The organism is Ruegeria sp. CH11 (assembly GCF_056537105.1).
This window is the reverse complement of record NZ_JBQFQX010000001.1, coordinates 535,851-553,621: the sequence shown is the minus strand read 5'-3', so window position 1 is coordinate 553,621 and position 17,771 is coordinate 535,851. Positions and strand designations below refer to the sequence as shown.

The 17,771-nt window shown below is 59.1% G+C and carries 15 protein-coding genes; 5 read left to right on the top strand and 10 right to left on the bottom strand.

Annotation, left to right across the window (positions count from 1 at the left end; genetic code table 11):
• Positions 1 to 22 precede the first annotated feature (22 nt).
• The 3 genes from ACR0LX_RS02730 to ACR0LX_RS02720 are packed head-to-tail and all read left to right on the top strand — an operon-like array spanning position 23 to position 3,134.
• Complete coding sequence (locus ACR0LX_RS02730; protein ID WP_480782458.1) at positions 23 to 1,039, top strand: C4-dicarboxylate TRAP transporter substrate-binding protein; 1,017 nt, start codon at positions 23 to 25, stop codon at positions 1,037 to 1,039.
• A gap of 58 nt (positions 1,040 to 1,097) precedes the next feature.
• Positions 1,098 to 1,727, top strand: coding sequence for a TRAP transporter small permease subunit (locus ACR0LX_RS02725; protein WP_480569029.1), 630 nt, complete (start codon positions 1,098 to 1,100; stop codon positions 1,725 to 1,727).
• Positions 1,728 to 1,730: 3 nt separating this feature from the next.
• Complete coding sequence (locus tag ACR0LX_RS02720; RefSeq protein ID WP_480569031.1) at positions 1,731 to 3,134, top strand: TRAP transporter large permease; 1,404 nt, start codon at positions 1,731 to 1,733, stop codon at positions 3,132 to 3,134.
• A gap of 56 nt (positions 3,135 to 3,190) precedes the next feature.
• On the opposite strand, the gene ACR0LX_RS02715 is transcribed toward ACR0LX_RS02720, so the two are convergent.
• From ACR0LX_RS02715 to rocF, 3 genes are read right to left on the bottom strand one after another with little or no spacing between them, the layout of a single operon-like run.
• Positions 3,191 to 4,234, bottom strand: a complete 1,044-nt coding sequence (locus ACR0LX_RS02715) for an ornithine cyclodeaminase (RefSeq protein ID WP_480782457.1) — start codon at positions 4,232 to 4,234, stop codon at positions 3,191 to 3,193.
• Positions 4,235 to 4,240: 6 nt separating this feature from the next.
• On the bottom strand, positions 4,241 to 5,161 hold the full coding sequence (gene ctlX, locus ACR0LX_RS02710; RefSeq protein ID WP_480782456.1) for a citrulline utilization hydrolase CtlX: 921 nt from the start codon (positions 5,159 to 5,161) through the stop codon (positions 4,241 to 4,243).
• A complete protein-coding gene (gene rocF, locus ACR0LX_RS02705) occupies positions 5,161 to 6,081 on the bottom strand; it encodes an arginase (RefSeq protein ID WP_480782455.1) in 921 nt (306 codons plus the stop codon). Before rocF ends, ctlX begins: the two co-directional genes overlap by 1 nt.
• 86 nt (positions 6,082 to 6,167) lie before the next feature.
• Between rocF and ACR0LX_RS02700 the strand changes: the two genes are divergently transcribed.
• Both ACR0LX_RS02700 and mprF read left to right on the top strand, forming a co-directional pair.
• Positions 6,168 to 6,596 (top strand): Lrp/AsnC family transcriptional regulator, encoded by a 429-nt coding sequence (locus ACR0LX_RS02700; RefSeq protein ID WP_480569042.1) that lies wholly within the window; start codon positions 6,168 to 6,170, stop codon positions 6,594 to 6,596.
• Positions 6,597 to 6,691: 95 nt separating this feature from the next.
• Positions 6,692 to 9,301, top strand: a complete 2,610-nt coding sequence (gene mprF / locus ACR0LX_RS02695) for a bifunctional lysylphosphatidylglycerol flippase/synthetase MprF (RefSeq protein ID WP_480782454.1) — start codon at positions 6,692 to 6,694, stop codon at positions 9,299 to 9,301.
• 3 nt (positions 9,302 to 9,304) lie between these two features.
• On the opposite strand, the gene ACR0LX_RS02690 is transcribed toward mprF, so the two are convergent.
• From ACR0LX_RS02690 to ACR0LX_RS02660, 7 genes are all read right to left on the bottom strand, one after another.
• A complete protein-coding gene (locus ACR0LX_RS02690) occupies positions 9,305 to 10,855 on the bottom strand; it encodes an efflux transporter outer membrane subunit (protein WP_480782453.1) in 1,551 nt (516 codons plus the stop codon).
• An 11-nt stretch (positions 10,856 to 10,866) separates the two neighbouring features.
• Complete coding sequence (locus ACR0LX_RS02685; RefSeq protein WP_480782452.1) at positions 10,867 to 12,012, bottom strand: HlyD family secretion protein; 1,146 nt, start codon at positions 12,010 to 12,012, stop codon at positions 10,867 to 10,869.
• Between the two features lie 21 nt (positions 12,013 to 12,033).
• Positions 12,034 to 12,390, bottom strand: a complete 357-nt coding sequence (locus tag ACR0LX_RS02680; RefSeq protein WP_480569053.1) for a DUF3302 domain-containing protein — start codon at positions 12,388 to 12,390, stop codon at positions 12,034 to 12,036.
• A 34-nt stretch (positions 12,391 to 12,424) separates the two neighbouring features.
• The gene (locus tag ACR0LX_RS02675; protein ID WP_480782451.1) at positions 12,425 to 12,994 is read right to left on the bottom strand and encodes a disulfide bond formation protein B; all 570 of its coding nucleotides are present in this window, start codon (positions 12,992 to 12,994) and stop codon (positions 12,425 to 12,427) included.
• 9 nt (positions 12,995 to 13,003) lie between these two features.
• On the bottom strand, positions 13,004 to 13,159 hold the full coding sequence (locus tag ACR0LX_RS02670) for a DUF5993 family protein (protein ID WP_480569059.1): 156 nt from the start codon (positions 13,157 to 13,159) through the stop codon (positions 13,004 to 13,006).
• 203 nt (positions 13,160 to 13,362) lie between these two features.
• Positions 13,363 to 16,500, bottom strand: coding sequence for an efflux RND transporter permease subunit (locus tag ACR0LX_RS02665; RefSeq protein ID WP_480782450.1), 3,138 nt, complete (start codon positions 16,498 to 16,500; stop codon positions 13,363 to 13,365).
• 3 nt (positions 16,501 to 16,503) lie between these two features.
• Complete coding sequence (locus ACR0LX_RS02660) at positions 16,504 to 17,670, bottom strand: efflux RND transporter periplasmic adaptor subunit (protein ID WP_480782449.1); 1,167 nt, start codon at positions 17,668 to 17,670, stop codon at positions 16,504 to 16,506.
• Between the last annotated feature and the right edge of the window lie 101 nt (positions 17,671 to 17,771).

Genomic DNA, 17,771 nt, shown 5'->3' with positions numbered 1-17,771 from the left:
CGCAGATAAGGGAGAGATCACAATGAACAAGATGTTGAGCGGCGCGGCCGTTGCCGCCCTGAGCTTGGCGTTTGTCAGCGAGGCCGCAGCGACGGAATGGAATGCCTCGGTCTGGGGCAAGCGTCGCGCCTTTACCGAACATGTCGAAAAGCTGGCTGAGCTGGTCAGCGAAAAGACCGGCGGCGAATTCACCATCAATGTCAGCTATGGCGGCCTGTCCAAACCGCGCGAAAATCTGGACGGGATCGAAATTGAAGCCTTTGAAATGGCACAGTTTTGCGCAGGATACCACCGCGACAAGAACCGCGCGATCACGGTTCTGGAGCTGCCGTTTCTGGGTGTGAACACCCTGGAAGAAGAAGTGGCCGTTAGCCACGCGGTCTACGATCATCCCGCGGTCAAGGACGAGATGGCGCAGTGGAACGCACGGATCATCATGACCTCACCCATGCCGCAGTATAATCTTGTTGGCACCGGCGACCCGCGCGACCAACTGGCTGATTTCGATGGCATGCGTGTCCGCGCAACCGGTGGTCTGGGACAGGCGTTCGAGGCGGTGGGCGGTGTCCCAACCTCGGTGCCCGCAACCGAAGCCTATAACGCCATGGAATCCGGCGTCGTGGACACGGTCGCCTTTGCACAGCATGCCCATTTGTCCTTTGGCACCATCAACGAGGCCGATTGGTGGACCGCCAACCTGAACCCCGGCACCGTCAACTGCCCGGTGGTGGTGAATATCAGCGCCTACGACTCGCTGTCCCCAGAACATCGCGAGGCTCTGGACAGCTCGATCGACGAGGCCATTGCGCATTACCTTGCGAATTACGGCGGCCTGCTTGAAAAATGGGACGGCGTCCTTGAGGAAAAAGGCGTCCAGAAGATCAATATCGACGACGCCGTGCTCGACGAATTCCGCGCCAAGGCCGCTGACCCGATCCGCGAAAAGTGGATTGCGGATATGACGGCACAGGGTCTGCCGGCGCAAGAGCTCTATGATCTGGTTCAGGCCACCCTGCAACAACAGCGCGGCGGCAACTGATCGACCTTGCCGGGTGCAAAAAGGCGCCCTGCAGTTTTGAAGACAGGGGTTCACCGGAATGGCAGGACAGGCCACGGTGTTGGAAGACGGCAGCCTGATCAGCCGTCTGGACCAGCAATTGTTGCGACTCGAGAGGGCAATGGCCTTGCTCAGCGGGCTGGCGGTATTCGGCCTGATGGTGCTGGCCGTAATCTCGGTCAGCGGACGAAATGCGATGAACGCTCCATTACCCGGTTACGTCGACTGGATCGAGCAGGCCATGCCGCTGATCGCCTTCCTTGGCATCTCATATGTGCAGCGGGATGGCGGGCATATTCGTATGGATATCGTGATCTCGCGCCTTCGCGGTCGGGCGCTCTGGCTGTTCGAAACGATCTCGGTCGTGCTGATCCTGCTGCTGATGCTGGCGCTGGTCTGGGGTAGTTGGTCCCATTTCGACCGATCGTTTGATTTCAGCGCACCGCTTTGGAGCCGCGACAGCTCGATTGACATCGGCATCCCGCTTTGGCCCGCCAAGCTATTGGCTCCGGTGGCGTTTTCCGTGCTGTGTCTGCGGCTGGTGCTACAGGTCTGGGGCTATGGCAAAGCCTTTGTTCTGGGGCTGGATCACCCCGTTGCCGTGCCGCTGATTCAGGACGCCGCCGCGCAGGCCGCTGCCGAAGCAGACCAGTTCGAAAGGCGATCGTAGCGCATGGATACGATAGAAATCGGACTTTGGGTCACGGGCGGTCTGCTGGTTCTAGTGGTCACGGGCATGCGGGTCGCCTTTGCCGCCGGTTTGGCGGGGTTGATCGGGTTGATCTGGATTTTCTGGGCCAAGTTTGGCTACGACCCGGATCGGTTTGGCAAGGCCGTGACTGTTGCTGTCAAGACGGCGGGGCAGGTGCCCCATTCCAAAGTCGCCGCGCACACGCTCAGCCTGATCCCGACCTTTATCCTGATCGGTTACCTCGCCTATTACGCGGGCCTCACGCGCGCTTTGTTTGAGGCTGCCAAACGCTGGATCGCCTGGGTTCCGGGCGGGTTGGCGGTGTCGACCATCTTCGCCACTGCGGGATTTGCGGCCGTGTCGGGCGCTTCGGTCGCGACCTCGGCCGTCTTCGCCCGGATTGCGATCCCCGAGATGCTGAGCGTGGGGTACAACAAACAATTCGCGGCCGGGGTGGTGGCGGCAGGGGGAACGCTGGCCTCGCTGATCCCGCCATCGGCAATTCTTGTGATCTATGCGATCATCGTCGAGCAGGATGTGGGCAAACTGCTGCTGGCGGGCTTTATCCCGGGCGCGTTCTCGGCCGTGATCTATGGGCTGCTGATTGTCGGCATTGCCGTGGTCTTCAAAACCGTAGGCCCGCCGGTGACCGGGTTCTCGTGGAAACAACGCTTTGCGGCCTTGCCCGGAGCGCTGCCGATCGTGGCGGTGATCCTGATCATCATCTGTTTCGTCTACAACCCGTTCGGAGACAAAGCCTGGGGAACCCCGACCGAGGGCGGCGCTATCGGGGCGTTCATCGTTTTTTGCTTTGCCCTGATCAACGGCATGCGCTGGCCCGAGCTGAAATCGGCACTGCTGGAAACCGCAAAGCTGACCGCGATGATCTTTGCGATCATCTGGGGTGTGCTGATCTACGTCCGCTTTCTGGGGTTCGCCGATCTGCCGGGGGTATTTTCGGACTGGATCACATCGCTTGAAATGTCACCGATGCTGATCCTGATCTGCATTCTGCTGGCCTATGCGGTGCTGGGCATGTTCATGGATGCAATCGGCATGCTGCTTTTGACCCTGCCCGTGGTCTATCCCGCCGTCATGGCGTTGAACGGGGGCGAGAGCGTAAGCGCGGCCGAAAGCGCCTTTGGCATGTCGGGTACAATGTGCGCCATCTGGTTTGGGATACTGGTGGTGAAAATGGCCGAGTTCTGCCTGATCACCCCACCTATCGGCCTGAACTGTTTTGTCGTTGCCGGGGTTCGCCCGGATCTGAGCGTGCAGGACGTCTTCAAGGGCGTCACGCCCTTCTTCATTGCCGACGCGCTGACGATTGCGTTGCTTGTGGCCTTCCCTGGTATCGTATTGTACTTGCCGTCTTTGGCGGGGTAACGGGCGGTGAAGGCGTGACATGCTGCTGCGGGGGCAACGCCCCCCACCTCAAACGGTTATTCAGCGCGCATCAGCATTCCGAACAGATCGCGCGGATCATCCGGGTCCGCCAGCATATCCAATGGTTCAAAGAATTCAGTACCTTCGATGGCTTGCTTGACGTAGCGCAGGGCCGAGAAGTCTTCGATTGCAAAGCCAACGCTGTCGAACAGGGTGATCTGGCGGTCATCTTTGCGGCCCGGTACCTGACCGGTCATGACCTGCCACATCTCGATCACCGGGTGGTCGGCCTCAAGCGCCTGAATTTCACCCTCGATCCGGGTTTGTTCAGGGTATTCGACGAAAATCTCCGAGCGCAACAGAATGTCTTTGTGCAATTCGGTCTTGCCGGGGCAGTCGCCGCCGATTGCGTTGATATGCACCCCGGGCCCGACCATGTTGTCAGTCAGGATCGTGGCGTATTTCTTGTCCGCGGTGCAGGTGGTGATGATCTGCGCACCTTCGATGGCATCTTCGGGCGTTTTGCAGGGTACGACGGTCAACCCCTTGCCCTGCAGATTGGCGGCGCATTTGGCCGTTGCGTTGGCGTCGGTATCATAGAGCCGCACGGTGTCGATACCGCACATCGCCTTGAAGGCAAGACATTGGAATTCGGACTGCGCACCGTTGCCGATCATCGCCATCGTGGTCGCCGATTTCGGAGCCAGATAGCTGCCCACCAGTGCCGAAGTCGCCGCCGTGCGCAGTGCGGTCAGCATCGTCATCTCGCTCAGCAAAGTCGGATAGCCGGTATAGACGTCGGCCAGAAGGCCGAACGCGGTTACGGTCTGCAACCCTTCGGATGTGTTCTTGGGGTGGCCGTTGACATATTTGAAACCATAGGCCTCGCCATCCGAGGTCGGCATCAACTCGATCACGCCGTGTGGCGAATGGGCCGGAATGCGAGGGGTCTTGTCAAAGCTCTCCCAACGTTTGAAATCGGCTTCGATCTGCGCCGCGATCTGGGTGATCATCTTTTCGAGTCCGACGTGATGCACAAGCCGCATCATGTTGTCGACGGAAACAAAGGGCACAAGGGCTTTTTCAGAGGGTTGCATCATTCTCTCCTAGCGGCGGGACAGGTGAATACCGGCAATCATACAGCGCACGGAGCCACCGGCAGTCTCAATAGTGGGAACGGACAGCGGTAGCGGTGTTGCGCTGGATTCGATGACGGAAATCTGCTCGGAACGCAGCGCCCGCAAGGCGCGCGAGGACAGGGCCAGCACAAGGCCATCTGTCCCGCTCAGTTCAATCGCGTTGCCAGCGAATTCGGCGATTTGTTCGTGGGAAAGGTCAATGACCGTGCGACCGGATTCCTCCAGCCGAGAGCGTACGGTCGCGCGACGTTCGGCATCAGCGATCATATCCAGGCAGATCAGGGCATACTGCGTGCCAATGCCCATCAGAACATTGGTGTGATACACATCACGCCCTTGGCTGTCCTGCGCTTCAAACGCGATGGGTTCGTAGTTGAAGTGAGTGCAGAATCTTTCCAAAAGAACCGGATCGGCACGGTTGGATTTTACCGTATAGGCAATGCGACCCACGTGATCCAGGACCATCGCCCCCGTGCCCTCCAGCGCCAGATTGTCCCGTTCGAGCCCCGAGTAGTCGATGATGTCCTGAACCCGGTACTCGTGCTTCAACATTTCGATGACATCAGTGCGACGTTCACGTCGGCGCGAAGGCACGAACATCGGATACACCGCCACATGGCCGCCGGGATGGGTAGAGAACCAGTTGTTCGGAAAAACGCTGTCTGGCGTGTCTCGGTGACCGTCGTCATCGAAGACGTGAACCTTCACTCCGGCATGTCGTAGCGTTTCAACCGCCTGATCGTGCTCGTCCCTGGCGGCGTCAGATGTGGACTGCGCTGCTCTGTTTGCCAGCGTTTGAAAGGCATTGTCGTGACTGGTTTCCGGATTCGACGCAAAGGCATGCGGTCGGACCATAACGACGGCGGATGGTGACTGAAGTGAGTGCATCAGAAACTCCGTGTCGGGCGATCGAATATGCGGCGCCCCATCAGCGAGGCTGCCAGATCGACCATCAGTTTTGCGGTGCGACCGCGCTCGTCAAGAAACGGGTTCAACTCGACCAAATCCAACGAGCAGACCAAACCGCTTTCGTGCAGCAGTTCCATCACCAGATGGGCTTCGCGCTCGGTTGCACCACCGGGTACGGTTGTCCCAACGGCCGGCGCGATCGCCGGGTCCAGAAAGTCGACGTCCAGCGAGACATGGAGAATCCCGTTCTCGGAGCGGACCTTGTCGAGAAAGGCAATCAGAGGTGCTTTGATCCCGTGTTCATCGATGCTGCGCATATCCGCCAGCATGGCTTGATCCTTCTCGAGCAGCGCCCGCTCGGCGGGATCGACGGACCGCAACCCGATCATCCCGACGCGATGGGTCGGGACCGGCGCGATCAGGGGCGGGAAGGCGTCAAACCCCGGCTGACCCGTTACATAGGCCACAGGCGTTCCGTGCAGATTGCCGCTGCTGGTACTGCTGGGCGAATGAAAGTCGCTGTGGGCGTCCAGCCAAAGCACAAAGAACGGTCTGCCGATCCGCTCGGCATGCGCCGCCATGCCCGAGACTGTTCCCATCGACAAAGCATGGTCGCCACCCAGAATGACCGGCATGCCGTGCGGGGCGGCCTCTTGCACGGTGCGCGACAGGGCTGTGGTCCAGCCAACACATTCCGGCAGGCTAAACAGGTGCGTGTCTTCCGGTATGTCAACCGGGTCCGGCGAGGTGTCGCCGATATCCTTGACCTGATGCCCCAAGTCGCTGAAGGCGGGGACTATTCCGGCAACACGATAGGCATCGGGCCCCATCCGGCACCCTTGTCGCCGTTTGCCCGAGTCCATCGGTGCCCCGATAATGATAAGAGATTTTTGGTCCATATGCCTATTTACCGACGCAAGATGGGTTGCGAGAAGGGATCAAATTGCTCAAAAAGAAAGCCAGAAACTCGGAATGGGAACCTGACTTGGACGATTTGGATAACAGGCTTCTGAACGCCCTGCATCGCGACGCCCGTGCGTCGCTGTCGGAACTGGCGGAAACCCTCGGTGTCACGCGCACCACGGTACGCAGCCGTCTGCAGCGCCTCAAACAATCGGGTGAGATCGTGGGCTTTTCGGTGGTCACACGCAGCGGTGTTGCGGAAAGCCCGGTGCGCGGACTGATGATGCTTGAGATTGAGGGGCGCGGGACCGAGCGGATCATGTCGCGTATCGCGGCGCTGCAACAGGTGAGGGCGGTGCATTCGACCAATGGCAGTTGGGATTTGATCGCCGAGATTGGTGCCGAAACGCTGGCAGAGCTGGACGGCATCCTGTTCCAGATCCGCCGCATGGACGGCATCAAGCGGTCCGAGACCAACTTGCTGCTGTCCACTCGTAAGGGTCGATCCTAGCGCTACTGGCGGTAACGCTTTGACCTGTCTGAGATTTGTGCCAAGCTTGGGCAAAGGCTGGTCCCAACAGGCAGCGCAAATGCAGGATCCGTTTGATGACAACAGAGGCAGCTCAAGACGAATCGACGCCCGGACGGTGGGCGGAAAAGATCACCACGCTGCTGGAAAAACCCTTTATCCGTATCGCGGTGCCTGTCCTGATCACGCTGATCGCGCTTGTTGTTTTGCATGAGCTCTCGGCGCATGTGAAATGGTCCGAGGTCAAGGCAGATGTAGCAGGCACGCCCTGGCGCATTCTGTTCATTGCCTTTTGCTGGACGGCCGTCAGCTTTGTTTCCCTGTCGTTTTACGATGTGCTCGCGGTGCAAAGCGTGGCGGAAGGCAAAGTGCCCCTGCCGGTCGCCGGGATGGCCGGGGCCAGCGGGTATGCGGTGTCGAACTGTCTGGGATTCTCCTACATCACCGGAACCGCGATCCGGTATCGTATCTATGCTTCGCTGGGCTTGGATCTGGGGCGTGTCGCCGGGGTCATTGCGACGTCCTGGGTGGCCTTCTGGATGGGGCTGGTGCTGGTTCTGGGCCTGTTACTGACGGTTCATCCCGATGGGATATCAAATGCATTGCCAATCAGTGAAACGTTTGAGACCGCTATTGGCCTGAGCCTGTTGACCGGGCTGATTGTCCTGTTTGTCTGGCTGTCGCGCGGAGGGCGTAGGTTTTCCTTTGCTGGCATCGGGTTTAACCTGCCCGGCGGCAAACTGGCCAGCTTGCTGACCATTGCCGCAATCGGCGACCTGTTCGGCGCCTCGATGGCGTTGTACGTACTGATGCCGGACGATCTGGGCGTCGGTTATCCCTATTTCTTCACGATCTACATCGCAGCCATCGCGGTCGGGATCCTCAGCCATGCACCGGGCGGGTTGGGGGTTTTCGAAGCGACCCTGATCGCGGGGCTGGGCGCGTCCGGGCGGTCCGACGTGATCGCGGCGCTGCTGCTTTATCGGGTCATCTACACCTTCTTGCCCTTTGTAATTGCGACCCTGTCCATCGCCATCGCCTCGGCCCTGACACAACGGCACCGGATCGGCGGGGCAGCAACCTGGGTGTACCGGGCGATCCGGCCGATCGTGCCGATGGTCGCCGCCGGGGTGGCCGCCGTGGCTGGCGTGATCCTGCTGGTATCGGGTGCGCTGCCCGCCAGCTCACAAAACCTGGGCGTACTGCGCGAGGTTTTGCCGCTGTCGTTTGTCGAGGCTTCGCATCTTGCCGGCAGCGCGATTGGAGTTTTGTTGCTGCTGGTCTCACGCGGCTTGTTCCGCAAGCTCTACCGTGCCTGGGTCGTGGCGATGCTGCTGATGGTGGCGGGGTTCTTTGCCTCGCTGGCCAAAGGACTGGACACGCATGAGGCCGTGTCGATGCTGGCCACCATAGGCTTGCTGGCGATGTTCCGGGGCGCGTTCTACCGGGTTAGTGGAGCCTCGATCTTTCGCCTGAACATCCCGTGGCTGGTCAGTGTGATCGCCTTGCTGGCTGTAATCTTCTGGGTCGGGCTGTTTGCCTATTCCCATGTCGAATATCAGAACGCGCTGTGGTGGGATTTTGCCTGGAAAGGCGACGCCTCGCGGTTCTTACGGTCAAGCCTTGTGGTAGCAGTGATCGTGGGCATTGTCGCCGTGACCTCTCTGTTCGGGCGTGACATCCCGGCGCCGGTACGGACCGAGATACCGCCCGTTGTCGCCCAGCTTGCGCTGGACAGCGAAGATACCGAGGCGCAGATTTCGCTGACTGGCGACAAGCAGTTCCTGATTGCTCCGGATGAAAGCGCCTTTCTTGCTTATGCAGATACCGGCAATGCGCTGATCACCAAGGGTGAGCCGGTTGGCGACGAAACCTCAGGCCAGCAGTTGATTTGGCAATTGCGCGAGCGGGCCGACCGCGAGGGCAAGCTGTGCGCCTTTTACAGTGTCTCGACAAAGTATCTGCCGACATTCCTGGACCTCGGCCTATCGATCCTGAAGATCGGCGAAGTCGCGCGCGTGCCGCTCAAGGATTTCTCGTTGGACGGTAAGTCCCGCAAACGGTTCCGGCAGGCCAAGAACCGGGCCGAACGCGAAGAGTTCGTGTTCGAGATCATCCCCAAAGAGCAAATGGCCCCGGTCTTGCCGGAACTGCGGCAGATTTCAGACGACTGGCTTGCGCAAAAGGCGGGTGAGGAAAAGGGGTTCGCCCTTGGTGGCTTTGACGATGACTACCTGTCCTATTTTGATTTTGCCGTGCTGCGCGACAGCAAAACCGGCAAGATCTGGGCCTTTGCCAATCTGTTTCAGGGTGGAAACAAGTCCGAGCTGTCGCTGGACTTGATGCGCTATGAACCCGACAGCCCCAGCTTTGTCATGGACGCGTTGTTTGCGAACATGATGGTTTGGGGATCGGAGCAGGGGTTCCACTGGTTCTCGCTGGGGGCGGCACCGTTTTCGGGGATCGAGAACCGGCAGCTGGCCTCGCTTTGGAACCGGATCGGTGGCTTTGTCTACGAACATGGCGAGCAGTTCTATCATTTCGAAGGCCTGCGCGCGTTCAAACAGAAGTTCGATCCGGAATGGAGCCCCAACTATCTGGCGAGCCCTGGCGGTCTGGCCGCGCCGCGCATTCTCTACGAAGTCAATATCCTGATTTCGGGCGGCTTGCGCGGGTTGACCAAATAGGGATCAGTTCAGGCTTGCCCGCGTCGGGGTCTGTTCCAGAAGATCGCCCCAATCCGTGCGATACGCCATCTCGGCCAGAACGGTGTCGGGCAGGAACTCGCGGTTCTGCCTGATTTGCCAGCCGCCGCCCAGCCCTTTGTAGACGGCAACCAGATTGGCCGAGACCTGCTGGCGTGCCTCAATCAGATTGGCTTGCGACCGGAGCAGGGCAGTCTGGGTGTTCAGGATACGCGAATAGCTGGCGATGCCGTCGCGGTACTGATCAATGGCGATCTCAGCCGCACGGCGCGATGCCTCGACACTGCGTTGGTAAAACGTGACCTGCTTGCGAGCCTCGCTATAGGCGACCATCGCGCTTTCGACCTCGGAATAGGCGGTCAGAACCGTGTTCTGATAGTTGGCGATCAGCGCCTGATAGGCCGCGTCCTGCGCGCGGACGTTGTTCTGGATACGGCCATAGTTCAGCACGTTCCAGACCACTCCGGCGCTGGTCAGCCCGGTGACGCTGCTGGAACTGAACAGGTCGCGCCCGCCAGAGGCCTGCAAGCCGAAGGAGCCTGACAAAACGAATTGCGGATAAAGATCCGCCATGGCGATCCCGACCTGCGCGGATTGTGTCGCTGCGGCCAGTTCGGCAGCGCGTACGTCAGGTCGGCGGCGCAGCAATTCGGCCGGAACGCCAACCGCCACATTGGATCGCGCCGTCGGAATCCGCCCGGAATTGCCCAGCAATCCGGACATACGCGACGGGGTGGTGCCAAGCAGAACCGCAAGCGTGTTCTTGGCCTGTTGTAGATCGCTCTCCAATTCGGGCACCAATGCTTTGGTGTTGTTGAGCAGAGCGGTGGATTCCTGAACGTCCAATTCGGTGGTTACGCCGTTGTTGAAACGTAAATTCGTCAGGTCCAAAGACTCCTGCTGCAACTGGATGTTTTCGCGGGCAACGGCAAGCGCCTCTTGCAATGAGCGGATGTTGATGTAGAGCGCGGCGACATCGCCGGTCAGCGTCACCAGCGCATCGTCGTAATTGGCCACCTGCAGGGCCAGATTCGAGCGCGCAGCCTGGATACCCCGGCGTTGTGCGCCCCAGACGTCCAGCTCCCATTGCGCATCAAATCCGACCTGCGAGGTTGAAAACTCGGTGTCCAGCGGGATGATGCGTCGGATGTCCGAGATCGGGCCGAGGTTTTCGCTGATCCGGCGTTGTTCCAACGATCCGCCTGCGACCTGCGACTGCGGGTAAAGTTCGCCAAAGGCGATACCCAATTGCGCGCGCGCCTGAAGCACCCTTGCACCGGCGACCTGCAAGCTGAGGTTCTGGGCGTAGGCTTCGGCAATCAGACGGTTGAGTGTCGGGTCGTTGAAGGTTTCCCACCATTTAACCACAGGCGCGCTGCGCGAGGTCAGGCCGCTGGCGTTTGCGCCGGGATTGTTGGCCTCCATCCACTGTTTCACCACCGGAGAGTTTGGGCGCACAAAGTCCGGCCCCACCGGCGCGCAGGCCGCAAGTGTTGCGGCGCAAAGAACGGAGCCCATCAGCCGGCGGAGTGTCATGGCACGCATCCTCAGATATCCAATGGTCGGATGAAATTGGCAAAGGAATAGAGGCGGATGTTGATACGCCTCAGAAACTCAAAGCTTTTTCCCTGACCGGTGTAAATTGCCACCGCCGCATGGCCACCAGCGGGAAACGTGTGACCTTCGGGCACATCTACGTTGATCTGAACAGCAATCCGGCCCGGAATTTTGGGTATCTCAAAGCCGGGCAGGCGGCCCGATGGCAGGTATTGCCCCTGACGGGTGGCCCACCAGATGGCCTCGACCTTGCCGGTCAGAATCTCTCCGGGATAAAGGTCCAGAGCCACTTCGACCGGTTGGCCGGGTTCTACAAATTTCAGGTTCTGCTGACGGAACGTGGCGAGGATATAGGGATGATCTTCGGTCACAAAACTGGCGATTGCGCCCAGTCGAATGTCGCCGACGACCAGGCCGGGTCGGGCCTGTTGTGACACGATCATGCCGTTTTCCGGGGCGTATATCGTTGTTTGTTCAAGAAAATACTCGGCTTCGGACAATTGCGCCTGGGCTTGCAGGATGCCGGTGTTCACACCGTCGATCTGGGAATCCAGCGCCAGTTGCGATTTCTCCAGATTGGCCTCAGCCTGTTTGACCGCCGCCTGGTCTTCAGTGACCTGTTCGTTCCAGCGATCCAGTTCGTCCTGACGCGCGCCACCGGCAGGGACGAGGTTTTCGTACCGCGCCTGCTGCGTCTGAGCGTAGGCCAGCTGCGCATTGGCGCGCTCGACCGCTTCGGTCGACGAAATCACGTCCTGTTCAAGTATCTTCGCGTTCTGCTGTGCCGCGACCAGTTGCGCCTTGGCATTATCGACCGCCAGAGAAAACACAGTGTCGTCAAAACGATAGAGCGGCTGACCCTTGGTGACGATGGTGTTGGGCTCGACCAGCACCTCGGTCAGGATGGTGGGCTGGGTCAGTTTGGGAACGATCTGGATCGTCGACCGTACAACATGGCTGTCGACCGAGAAGGGCTGGAAAAATCGCAAGGCGACCAGAAAGATCAACAACAGATGCGCGCCAACCCAGAACGAGACGATGCCCCAGGTGATATTGAATTTCAGCCATTGCGCCTTGAAGAAAATGAACCAGACGAAAATGATGTAAAAGAGCGTGATGCCCAGGGCGACGAACATTTTTTGTGACTTCCTTTGGCCTTAGCTCTTTTCGGTTTCGTCGGATGCGGGCTGATATTCGTCCTTTACCTTGCCGCCCAGCCGTTCGATGTCTTTGCGGATGGCGTCTTTCTCTTCATCCGGGCCGCGACGAATATCGACGGTGACGCCGTCGTGGAATGCCCACATAAAGGCATGCACCCAAGGGACCACGGCGAGAAACCCCATCCAGCCCATGATCTTGACGGCCTCGGCATGCGGGTGATTGCGCTTGATGGCGATGCGACCGGGCAGTCCCATCAGAAACAGAAACAGCGCCATGACCGCTGCAAGCAGCAGTATCAGGGCAACAAATGTCAGATAGTCGTAATAGCCTAGCGGCTGTCCCAGTAGTCCCATGCTCGCGCCTCCGGTTGGGAAGGTTGTCCTATCCTCAGTTGTTGGTGCCCACTTCGTCAATCAGTTTGTAGCTTGTCGGCGGGTCGGCACAGATCGTCGGGCCACATTCAATCAGGGCGGACCCCGCGTTCAAGACCGCGAGGCCCAACATGACGAAGAAAGCGAACCGGGCCAGTTTGTTTCCGCCGAACCGTTCCGTATCCGGTTCCGACGCATATTGCCGGTCGAACATCAGCATCACCGCCGTGCCCAGCAGGATCAGGAAAAAGCAGATCGCGGCCCAAGTGTAATAGTGCAGCCCCAGGACCGGTGAACCATAGTGGCCCGTGCCGGGAACGATGTGCAGCAGGATCTGGCGTACGGCGACGCTGCCGCCGAACAGGGCGGCAAGCAGCATCAGGGCATAATGTTGCGGGCGCGGCCCATAAAGTAGGTTCAGGCCCAGCCCGACACCAACCGCGACAAAGCCGACCCTTTGCAACAGGCACAGAGGGCAGGGGAGTTCGTAGAGCGCGATCTGGTAACCGAATGCCAGCGCGAGCACGATACTGACCGCCAATGCGCCAAGCGCGTTCAGGGTCCGGGACAGTTCTTGTGTCATCATCATTGGTCCCTATAGCTGAATGGTGAGTTGGCTGGTTGCATGGTACTTCAGCCAATAGACGCTCAACGCCAGCGTGATCAGGAACAGCGTTGTTCCTGCTTTGGTGCGACCGTAATAGTTCAGGCCCATTGTGGCCGTAAATAACGTAAACAAAAGCGCGATCATGGCCCGGTTCTCCCCTTCCGAGTGCCAGTTTTCGGTTCCGTGGATACTGGCAGGCCAATCGGATTCTGACAAGGTGCAAGAGCGTAACTATCGGAAAAGGCGAGTGAACCTTCCCAGGCAAGACGCAAACCGGGGTAGCTGACTTCCTTAAACAAAACGCCCCGCCCGGTCGGGCGGGGCGTCCATTTTTTGGGTCATGTGGATCAGGCGGTTTCGTCAGCGGGCTTGGGCCCGCCCTTGCCGCCCTTGATCCATTCACGCAGCCCTTGCATCACCGCATATAGCACCGGCACAAGGATGACCCCGAACAGGGTTGCGGCCAGCATACCGCCAAATACGGCCACGCCGATGGCCTTTTGGCTGGCCGCGCCGGCACCACTTGCTGCCAGCAGCGGCACAACGCCCAGCAGGAAGGACAGCGCAGTCATCATCACGGCTCGGAAACGCTGATGCGCAGCTTCGGCAGCAGCGTCCTTGATCGACAGCCCTTTGGCGCGCTGCTCCATCGCGAATTCAACGATCAGAATGCCGTTCTTCGATGCGAGGCCAACCAGCATGATCATCCCGATCTGCGTATATAGGTTGATGTCACTGCCGACGATCGCGACCGCGGCCACCGCACCAAACAGCGCGACAATGACAGACAGCAGGATCGACACCGGCATGGTCCAACTTTCGTATTGCCCAACAAGGAACAGATACCCGAACAGGATCGCCAGCCCCAGAATGACGATGACCAGACCGCCGGACGCCAGCTGTTGCTGCGCGGTGCCGGTCCATTCAAAGGCGTATCCCGGGGGCAGGGCGGTTTGCGATTCTTCTGTCATCACATTGATCGCATCACCCGTCGACAGTCCCGGCGCAGGCACCGCTGTCACCGTCGCCGACCGGAAGAGATTGTGCCGTTTCAGCAGAACCGGGCCCAGCACGTTCTCGACATCGATCAGCGTGCCCAGCGGTACCATCTCGCCCTTGGTCGACCGGACATAGAGGTTCGAGATGTCCTCGACATTGTCCCGATACGAACCTTCGGCCTGGATCATCACGCGATAAACGCGCCCGAACAGGTTGAAGTCGTTCACGTAGTACGAACCCAATTGCGCCTGCATGGTCTGGAAAATCTCGGCCACCGAAACTTGCAGTGTCTTGGCCTTTTCCCGATCCAGATCGACGAATAGCTGAGGTACATTGGCCCGGAACGTCGTATAGGCCTGCCCGATTTCAGGCCGCTGGTTCGCCGAATAGACAAACGAGCCCACTGCCGACGCCAGATCCTGAGGGGTACCGCCTCCGGTTTGCTGAACCTCCATCTCGACGCCTGCAGACATGCCTAGGCCCTGGATGGGCGGCGGGTTGAAAGCCACGATCGAGGCGGCGGATTCGCCGTTGGCGATGGCCAGAACCTTGCCCAGAATGGCGTTGGCACTCAGGTCATCCTCTTGCCGTTCGTCCCAGTTGTCGAGGTTGACAAAGATCGCTGCACCGTTGGTGGTGGTCCCGTTCAGCAGCGAAAAACCGTTGATCAAAACGGTACTGGCAACGCCCGGGATTTGCTGGATTTGCTCATCGACACGGGCAGAAACCGTTTCGGTTCGTTCCAGTGTCGCGGCGTCAGGCAGTTGGATATCGACGAACAGATACCCGTTGTCTTCCAGTGGCAGGAAGCCGCTGGATGTGTTCGACATGATGGTCACGCTGCCAAAGGCAAAGCCCCCGATAATAGCCAGCGAGACCACGGGAATGATCAGCAGTTTCCGCACGATGGCGACATAGCCGCTGCGCACCGATCCGATGAAGCCTTCAAACACAGCCAACAGACCTTTGGGGGGTCCTGACCGCGCCTGCAGCACCAGCCCGCACAAAGCGGGTGACAGCGTCAGCGCGTTGATCGACGAGATCACAACGGCTGTCGAGATCGTAACCGCGAACTGCGAATACAGTCGTCCCGAGATGCCGGGCATGAACGTCACCGGCACAAACACGGCCAACAGAACAAGCGTGGTTGCAATGACAGGTCCGGTGATTTGCCCCATCGCCTTGCGCGTGGCTTCGGCCGGGGGCAGCCCTTCATCCGCGATGATCCGCTCGACGTTCTCAACCACAACGATGGCGTCATCCACCACGATACCGATCGCCAGAACCAAAGCGAACAACGAGATTGTGTTGAGGGACATTCCAAAAGCCAGAAGGAAAGCGAAAGTCCCGATCAGTGAAACCGGGATCGCAACGGCCGGAATTATCGTGGCGCGCCAACTGCCAAGGAAGACAAAGACAACCGAGATCACCAAAATGAAGGTCAGGATCAGCGTTGAAACCACATCGTTCAGCGATTGCTCGACAAAGTCGGTCGTGTTGAACGGGACCTGATATTCGACATCCGTAGGGAAGGAGCGAGACAGCCGTTCAAGCTCGGCCTGGACACGATCGGATACTGCCAGCGCATTAGCACCGGGTGCCTGATAGATGCCAAGCACGGTTGCAGGGACACTCTCGAAGAAACCTGATGCCGCATAGTATTCGGCGCCAAGCTCCACCCTCGCGATGTCCCGGACCCGTACGATCGAACCCGCGTCGCCGGTGCGGATGACAATCTCACCAAATTCGGCAGCCGATGTCAGACGTCCCTTTGTCTTGATCGTGTATTGAAACGTCTGGCCTTCGGGCACCGGGGGCGCACCGATAGAACCTGCTGACACTTCGATATTCTGCTCCCGAATGGCATTGATGACATCGCCCGGCGTGATAGAAAGGGCGGCCATTTTGTCCGGATCCATCCAGACCCGCATGGCATATTCGAGATTGGTCAGAACGTCCGCCTTGCCGACCCCTTGAACCCGCGCCAGCGCGTCTTTGAGGTTGATCGAGGCATAGTTGGACAGAAATACACTGTCATATGTCTTGTTTGGCGAGGTCAGCGTGACCAGCAACAGCATGTTGGTCGAGGCTTTTTGCGTCACAACTCCGGAAGATGTCACTTCGGTTGGCAGCGACGACATGGCCTGCGCCACACGGTTCTGCACGTTCACCGATGCAATATCCGGGTCTGTGCCAACTTCGAACGTAATATTCAATGAATACGAGCCGTTATCGGCGGACGTTGACGTCATGTAGATCATGTCGTCCACGCCGTTGACCTGAGCCTCGATCGGCGCGGCGACGGTGTTTTCAACCGTCTCGGCATTGGCACCGGTATAGGTGGTGGTCACACTGACCACTGGCGGAGTGATGTCCGGGAACTGTGCGACCGGCAGCACCAGATAGCCGATGCCGCCCATGATCGTCAGAACAAGCGAAATAACAAGCGCCAGCTTGGGCCGGCTGATGAACAGGGCTGAGAACATCAGTTATTCTCCCGGCTGTTCTGAGGCGACAACCGCATCGACAGCGACACCCGGTCGAACCCTTTGCAGACCTTCTACAATCACGCTTTCGCCCTCGCGCAACCCGTCCAGGACGATGACGGCCGAATCCACGTTGTCTCCGGTGGTGATATAGCGCTGTTCGACCATTTGTTTGTCGTTGACGACCAGCACAAATTCACCCCGCTGATCCCGTTGCAGGGCGGCCTGCGGGATCAAGACCTGAAGAGTGGGTTCCAGCGCCTCGATCTGGACGTTCAGAAAGGCACCGTCGATGATCAGGCGGTCGGCGTTGTCGAATTCGGCCCGCACCGTGATCGCGCCGGTCAGGGGGTCGATACGGTTGTCGACAAATACGATCTCACCGGTTTCATCCAGATCCGTGCCATTGGGCAGGGTCACGTGGACATTCGGGCTTTTGTTGCTTTCCGCCAGCGAGGCGGCGCTTTCACCATATTGCTCCAGAACCGAGGTGAACTGCTTTTCGTTCAACGAAAAGTTCACGTAGATCGGCGCTTCGCTGACCAGATTGACCAGCGGCGGGTTGTTCGGGCCAACCACGTCGCCAACGCTGGTTTCCACGCGCCCGATACGACCGTCGAACGGGGCGTGGATTTCGGTATAGCTCAGGTCAAGCTCGGCCTGCTGGATCGCTGCGTGGGCGGCTTTGACCTCAGCCTCGGCCACCAGTTCGTTTGCACGGGCAATGTCACGTTCGGATTCCGGCGTTGCATCGCGTTTATACAGCTCTTCCTTACGGGCCAGATCGACCTTGGCCAGTTCCAGATTGGCCTCGGCCCGATCCAAATCCGCTTTGCGCGCTTCAAGCGTGGCTTGGTAGAGGTCAGGTTCGATGGTGAACAACAGGTCATCTTTTGTCACCAGCGCCCCGTCATCGACATTCTGCGTTTCCAGGAACCCGTTGACCCGCGCCACGATATCGACCTTGTTGATTGCTTCGGCGCGGCCAATAAACACTGCCTCGTCGGTGATTTCTTCGCTATAGGCCGCAGCGATTGAAACCTTGGGCGGAGGGGCGTCGCTTTGATCCTGTGCCAATGCCGATTGTGCGGTGCCAAGGCATATCGCAAGGGCAATCACCCCGCTTGGCCTGCAATGGCTGAGTGTCGAGTTCAGGAAAGCAAAAGACATAAGGAACGCCCCGTTCAAACTATGAATCACGCGCCCAGTTGGCGAGGCCATCCGGACGAGTCGTTTTATTTTGAGATCAGGATGGCGGTTTTGCCCTGAAT

Excerpts from the sequence above, each read along its gene's own strand:
- ACR0LX_RS02730 (WP_480782458.1), top strand. The coding sequence starts at position 23 with ATGAACAAGATGTTGAGCGGCGCGGCCGTTGCCGCCCTGAGCTTGGCG.
- ACR0LX_RS02725 (WP_480569029.1), top strand. The coding sequence starts at position 1,098 with ATGGCAGGACAGGCCACGGTGTTGGAAGACGGCAGCCTGATCAGCCGT.
- ACR0LX_RS02720 (WP_480569031.1), top strand. The coding sequence starts at position 1,731 with ATGGATACGATAGAAATCGGACTTTGGGTCACGGGCGGTCTGCTGGTT.
- ACR0LX_RS02715 (WP_480782457.1), bottom strand. The coding sequence starts at position 4,234 with ATGATGCAACCCTCTGAAAAAGCCCTTGTGCCCTTTGTTTCCGTCGAC.
- ctlX (WP_480782456.1), bottom strand. The coding sequence starts at position 5,161 with ATGCACTCACTTCAGTCACCATCCGCCGTCGTTATGGTCCGACCGCAT.
- rocF (WP_480782455.1), bottom strand. The coding sequence starts at position 6,081 with ATGGACCAAAAATCTCTTATCATTATCGGGGCACCGATGGACTCGGGC.
- mprF (WP_480782454.1), top strand. The coding sequence starts at position 6,692 with ATGACAACAGAGGCAGCTCAAGACGAATCGACGCCCGGACGGTGGGCG.
- ACR0LX_RS02690 (WP_480782453.1), bottom strand. The coding sequence starts at position 10,855 with ATGACACTCCGCCGGCTGATGGGCTCCGTTCTTTGCGCCGCAACACTT.
- ACR0LX_RS02685 (WP_480782452.1), bottom strand. The coding sequence starts at position 12,012 with ATGTTCGTCGCCCTGGGCATCACGCTCTTTTACATCATTTTCGTCTGG.
- ACR0LX_RS02680 (WP_480569053.1), bottom strand. The coding sequence starts at position 12,390 with ATGGGACTACTGGGACAGCCGCTAGGCTATTACGACTATCTGACATTT.
- ACR0LX_RS02675 (WP_480782451.1), bottom strand. The coding sequence starts at position 12,994 with ATGATGACACAAGAACTGTCCCGGACCCTGAACGCGCTTGGCGCATTG.
- ACR0LX_RS02670 (WP_480569059.1), bottom strand. The coding sequence starts at position 13,159 with ATGATCGCGCTTTTGTTTACGTTATTTACGGCCACAATGGGCCTGAAC.
- ACR0LX_RS02665 (WP_480782450.1), bottom strand. The coding sequence starts at position 16,500 with ATGTTCTCAGCCCTGTTCATCAGCCGGCCCAAGCTGGCGCTTGTTATT.
- ACR0LX_RS02660 (WP_480782449.1), bottom strand. The coding sequence starts at position 17,670 with ATGTCTTTTGCTTTCCTGAACTCGACACTCAGCCATTGCAGGCCAAGC.